The following is a 5,505-nucleotide window of genomic DNA, read 5'->3' on the forward strand; positions in this document are numbered from 1 at the left end:
AAGTTCTTCAAGATGTATGGGCCGAGCGGGAATGTAGCCTATGCTGAAGGTGGAACCGCCATTCTTTCTGCCACAGGACTATCTGGCTCAGTTGGCGATGTTTGGGAAATCCAAATCCGGGAAGCATATATTCAAACGTATCTTGCGCAATCTGGCGCCTCCACAAAGTTTGATATCGGCATATATTTCGATGGTGAATCGTCACCGCGGTTTGTGCTGATTGAAATCACTGGCACCTTCGATTCTCTCGTCTCTGGTTCGGCGCGAGAAGACAGTTTTTATTATATCTCCGTGGACGATGTTGCGACACACACGATTAGCCTGAAGGCTCGGCGCTCATCCGGCGGACTCGCATCCGGCAGCCGCATTGCCCGCGCCACCATGAACATTCGCCGCCTGACGCCGTCGGCCTAAACCAAACCTGAAATCACCATCTGCAGAGCATCGCCGCGCTTTTCATCAGCGCGCGATAGCCCTTGCGCATATGTGAGGAAACCCACGCATGCCGATCATCAAGCCCTCGACCGCGTTCAAGCAGAGTGCCGATTGGGTTTCGGCGGAAGTTCGCGCCTACATGAAAGATCAGGTCTCCACGCATGTGGATACCGTGCAGGATGTGCGCGACAATGATTTTGAGAAATCCCGGTTCATCTTCGTCAAGTCGCTGGCGGCGACATTCCGCCTCGATCTTTCCTCGGGTGCAGATGACGATGGCATCAATGTCCTGCATGACAACATCGGTCGGCGGTATCTGAAGGTCATTGGGACCGGTTTGGGTGGCGTGGATTTCGACGCGCAGGTGGCCGACCTTGCCGGTCGAGCCGCATATGATGATGAGGCCGAGGGCTTCAAGGTTCTGGTTTCAGATGTTGGTGATGGGCGCGCGGCCATCTATTCAAAAGACAGTGGCGCATCCGCCGATTGGAGTGATCCGGCCTATGTGACAGGGCCGCAGGGATCGACCGGCGACATTGGCGGAGTGGCATTCCAGTTCGATGATGGGACCACAGACGCCGACCCGGGTGCCGGCAACATTCGGGCCAACAACGCCGATCTCTCCGCCGCGACGACGCTCTTTGTCTCCAAGATCAATCGCTACGGCGACGATCTTTCCGCCTTCCTTGCGTCTCTCGATGACTCCACGAGCTCGCACAAGGGCTATCTCACGCTCACGGCGCCGGACAGCGAGACCCAGGCGACTTTCAGTATCACCGGACTTACAGACGTTTCTGGCTATGTGAAACTCACGGTAAGCCAGCATTCAGGGGCAACGTCGTTCGTTGATGCCGAGCGATTGGCGTTCCAATTCTCTCGCACTGGCAATGCCGGCGATTTGAATGGTGTGACACCCGGCCCCACCGGCCTCGAACTTCTTGAGGCAGAGACGGAAGGGGATGCGCGGGATGTGCTGGGGATAGCTGATTTCGCATCCATTTCTGACGCCGAGGCGGCAACAATCATCTCAAGCCAGGATTTTCTTCGCACCGCTGGCTATGTATCAGCCGGTGACGGTGGCGGCGCGCTGTACAAAAGGGTACTCGCGGAACCAACCCACGCCGGTAAGCTTCAATCTTCTGATGGAGCGTGGTGGGAAATTGCAGATGATGAAGTTATCTCCCGCAACTTCGGGATTGTTGTTGCGCCCAGCGATAGTACAGCAGCATTGCAAAACGCCATCGACTATAGCGATGCGAAGTCAGATGGTCCCGTACGCCTACCATCCGGGGTGTATGTCGTTGGTGATATTGACTTGAAGGGCATTAGCCTTGTCGGTTCTGGCAAGACTGTTCTGAGAAAAAAGACTGGGGCGACATGGATAATTCAAGATTCAACAACAACTAATTTATCGTTGGAATCGATAGCGCTTGACGGAAACAATGAACCAGGTGGCGGGCTGTCATTTGATCAGAATATAGGAATATTTCTCAAAGATGTTGATGTCTTAAATTTTATTGATCGGGCGGTATTTTTTGAACAAGGAACCCGCGATGTACGAGTTCGTGGAGGTCGCGTTCATGACAATACTGCAGCAGATATTTACTGCGCTAAGGGCCGGCAAATCTCATTTGTAGGAACGGCATTCCGAGATTGCACCCAGCATGTGATCCGCTTTGGTCGCTTCGCGTCAGACGCAGATGATATCTCTGGGCAGAATGCCGTTGTTGCCAATTGCACCTTCTACAACATTGAAAACGATCCGGTGCTATTTGAAATAGACTCCCAATTTGGGGCTGTTTTGGGCAACCAATACACAAATTGCCGGCGTATCGTGAAGTGTGAAGGGGTTAGCGGTGGTGGGTCGAATGCTGCGACGGCTATTACTGTGGCCGATAATGTCTTTAACACACAGATCGGGGTTGCGGGAGAGGCAATACTTGGTCTGGGCGTTCGCGGGATGATTGTGCGCGGCAATCAAATAAAGTCAGCATATCAAGGGATTTCTGTTGGGGAGGATGCGGTTGTTGTCGGCAACCTTATCGATACGACAACTGATGTTGGTATTGTAGCGAATGGGACGAGAGCCGGAATAACAGGGAACACCCTGCGTGATATTGGGGGTATCGGAATCAGGTCTAGATCAACTGACGCTACAATCACGGGGAATAGATTGACTGGAACGAGTACCGGCATTCAATTTGAAGACGACGATGGCGTTGCTTCTGGTAACGTAGTGGAGGTTTCCGGAATTGGTATTCGGTTGCTGAGCACAGCAGAATGGTGCACGGTGTCAGGAAACAATCTTCGCGGTACGACGGGAACCAAAATATCCGACGCGGGTGCCAACAACGTGACGACACCCAATATCACCTAGCCAGCAAGCGTGGCCTTCTCAAACATGCTGCGAATAGCTTCCTGGAAAAGGGGCCGCCCAAGCGTGTTTGCATCTACCACATTCGCGCCTTGTTCCAGAGCATGCTCCACTGCAAACGTCATGGCGTTCTGATCGAGCGTCCAACTGTCAGCTTCCCCGAGCCCGCGCGAAATGTAGCGGGACAGGTCGCGGGCAACGTTTGCCGCCGCGTGGCTCTCTCCAAAGTAGGTGGTGCCAGCCATATAGCGCCGCCAGGGGAACAGCGCATGTAGGCCCTTCGAGAAGGGCGTTGAGAAATCAGCCTCGCGCAATTTCTTGAGGAAGGGCAACAGATCTGACCGCAGAGCCATGTCCACGTCAACGACTAGCGCAGGGCGGTTGGTTGCTGTGAGAATGGCGGGTAGCAATAGGTATCTGGCGCAGGCGAAGAACGTCTTATGGTCGGCTACGCCTGTTGGCACGGCGCATGGGACGAACATTGCGGCGCGGGAATAAGCGGTCGGGTCGCCGCCATGGAACGAAACGGCCATCCGCACGAACTGGCTGGCCTCATCAATCACCGCCGATGTTTCGTTAGTGTCGCCAGCCACGATGAAAACCAAGCCAATGTTCTGCAACTGGAGGTACGGGGCTAGATTAAACCAAGCCGTCCCATGATGACGCAGAAAAACCGGGTCAACCGAAAGGACAAGAAAGGCCTCTCGGTCTTCACCGGCTAATGCCTCACTCAGGCGCGCTTGGAAGTCTTCATCACGAAACGGCTCGTCGGGCAGTTCATTACTCGCGAAATAGGTAGCAGCCCCAATCTCTGCCTGGATAGCGCTTGGCAAGAACTCGGAATCGGAAAGCAAATGAGAGTAAATGGCGCGCGCTTCTTGTCGGCTGTAGAGACTAGCAAGCTTGGCTTCAGCTAGACCCTTCGCAAGGTGGGAAGGATACTCGTCCGCAATACGCCTGACGGTCGATTTCAGTTTGTCTGAAACGTTCGCTTCGATGATGTCCTTGGCGCTCGACCGCGCGTGGCCAACCGCCTTCAGGTCGTCAGCTAGACCGTTCATTATTCTAAGGTAGCTTCTCACATCGCGGACAGGATTTGAGGCTGTAGTTGTCATACCAACAGCATGGTCCAGCGCCGACCAATCAAGAGACGTCAACGATCCAATATCGTTAACGACACGATGGATGATCCGTCCAGCAGCGCGCCGAACGCGAAGATTCTCGCCGGTTTGAAGGGCCGTGATCGGCTTTACCGCTTCACCATTGAACGTGCCAGGCTTAAACAAGGCGTTACCTAAAGTCGCCAGCGCGCTATCTTTTTCTTTGTCCGTGAATACCGCGACTCTACCCATCATACTCGCCATTCCTTCAATGTGGATTGAACGCTTATAGCGAGCGTGGATTCATCGCGCCACCGATAGCCGAAGACTGATCAACCGAACATCAGGAGATATCCATGAAACGCACTCTCGGCCATCTATTCCGGCTCTTGAACTGGTAGAAACATGCGCTCCTACCTAGCCTCTTTCTCCATCTACATCAATGAGAGAACGGGAGGGGAAGAAGGCCAGGCGCGCTTCTCTCGCACATCCATTCCACCAAGAAAGGAAACTGCAATGGACCGCAATTTCGCGCGGGCGCTTCCGCTTGTCCTGAAACATGAGGGCGGATGGGCCGACAATCCGAAAGACCCTGGCGGCGCGACAATGAATGGGGTCACGCTGGCCACCTTCCGCCGCTATGTGAAGGCGGACGCCAGCAAGGCCGATCTGCGCGCTATCTCCGATGATCAGGTGGCAACCGTCTATTATCGACACTATTGGGCGGCGGTGAACGCGCAGGCGCTTCCGTCAGGCATCGATTATGCGGTGTTCGATTTTGCCGTGAATTCCGGGCCAGCCCGCGCGGCGAAGTATCTGCAATCCATCGCTGGTGTGTCTGTCGATGGGCGCGTCGGTCCGCAGACTATTGAAGCCGTATCTGCCATGGATGCTGCCAAAGTCATCAACAAGCTCTGCGACGCTCGCATGTCGTTCCTGCGCAAGCTGAAGCATTGGCCTACATTCGGGAATGGCTGGACGCGTCGTGTCGATGATGTGCGGCGTGATTCGGCAGACGTAAAGGAAGTCCCCGTACCCAAGCCTGTTGTGCCGGAACAGGTCGAGCAGGAAGTCAGGAAGAAATCCGGCCTATGGCAATGGCTCACGGGCCTGTTCGGATCGGGTGCGCTCGGCCTTGGCTGGCTGACGGGCATGGACTGGCAGGCGATCCTCGCTGGCGGTGTGGTTTTGATCGTCGTTCTGCTCGTGCTCGTTGCTCTGCGCTCGCAGATCGTTGCCGCGGTGCGCGAGATCAAAGGCGCCGTCGAGGGGCGGGGGTGATGCTTGCCTTCATCCTCTCACCCATAGGGAAAGCCGTGGGCGGTGTTCTGGCGGTCACGGCTCTTGTGGCCGGCGTCTACGCCTATGGCCACCACCGGGGCGCTGCGTCGGAAAGACAGGCCATCCTCTCCCGATCTGTCGAAGCTCTGCGCGAAAGGAACGCGACCGATGAACAAATCCAAGGCATGGATGCTGTTGCCCTTTGTCGGGCTCTTGGCGGGCTGCCAGACGAATGCGCCGGCCTCGATCTGTGACGGGTGGAAGCGGATGTCACCCTCGGCAGAGACCCGCGCCTTCATCATCCGGAATGATCGG

Annotated in this window: 5 protein-coding genes; 3 read left to right on the forward strand and 2 right to left on the reverse strand. The window is 55.4% G+C overall.

Annotated elements, in window-relative coordinates:
- Together NA8A_RS24020 and NA8A_RS24025 are read left to right on the forward strand one after the other, a co-directional pair.
- A partial coding sequence (locus NA8A_RS24020; protein WP_009453042.1) for a hypothetical protein occupies positions 1 to 414 on the forward strand: 414 nt, incomplete at its 5' end.
- A gap of 88 nt (positions 415 to 502) precedes the next feature.
- Positions 503 to 2,812 carry a NosD domain-containing protein gene (locus tag NA8A_RS24025; RefSeq protein ID WP_009453043.1) on the forward strand — a complete coding sequence of 770 codons (2,310 nt, stop codon included), beginning with the start codon at positions 503 to 505 and terminating at the stop codon, positions 2,810 to 2,812.
- On the opposite strand, the gene NA8A_RS24030 is transcribed toward NA8A_RS24025, so the two are convergent.
- Entirely contained in the window at positions 2,809 to 4,164 is a 1,356-nt protein-coding gene (locus NA8A_RS24030) for a hypothetical protein (protein ID WP_009453044.1), read from the reverse strand. The genes NA8A_RS24025 and NA8A_RS24030 overlap by 4 nt on opposite strands.
- A gap of 261 nt (positions 4,165 to 4,425) precedes the next feature.
- Between NA8A_RS24030 and NA8A_RS24035 the strand changes: the two genes are divergently transcribed.
- Positions 4,426 to 5,190, forward strand: a complete 765-nt coding sequence (locus tag NA8A_RS24035) for a glycoside hydrolase family 108 protein (RefSeq protein ID WP_009453045.1) — start codon at positions 4,426 to 4,428, stop codon at positions 5,188 to 5,190.
- 17 nt (positions 5,191 to 5,207) lie between these two features.
- Here the strand turns inward: NA8A_RS24035 and NA8A_RS25220 are convergent.
- Positions 5,208 to 5,505, reverse strand: a 298-nt coding sequence (locus NA8A_RS25220; RefSeq protein WP_157174166.1) for a hypothetical protein, incomplete at its 5' end; no start/stop codon positions are given.

Source organism: Nitratireductor indicus C115 (assembly GCF_000300515.1).
In the GTDB taxonomy this organism is placed as follows: Bacteria; Pseudomonadota; Alphaproteobacteria; order Rhizobiales; family Rhizobiaceae; genus Nitratireductor; species Nitratireductor indicus.

What these genes read in the sequence shown, in the direction of transcription:
- NA8A_RS24025 (WP_009453043.1), top strand. Translation starts at nt 503, where the DNA reads ATGCCGATCATCAAGCCCTCGACCGCGTTCAAGCAGAGTGCCGATTGG.
- NA8A_RS24030 (WP_009453044.1), bottom strand. Translation starts at nt 4,164, where the DNA reads ATGATGGGTAGAGTCGCGGTATTCACGGACAAAGAAAAAGATAGCGCG.
- NA8A_RS24035 (WP_009453045.1), top strand. Translation starts at nt 4,426, where the DNA reads ATGGACCGCAATTTCGCGCGGGCGCTTCCGCTTGTCCTGAAACATGAG.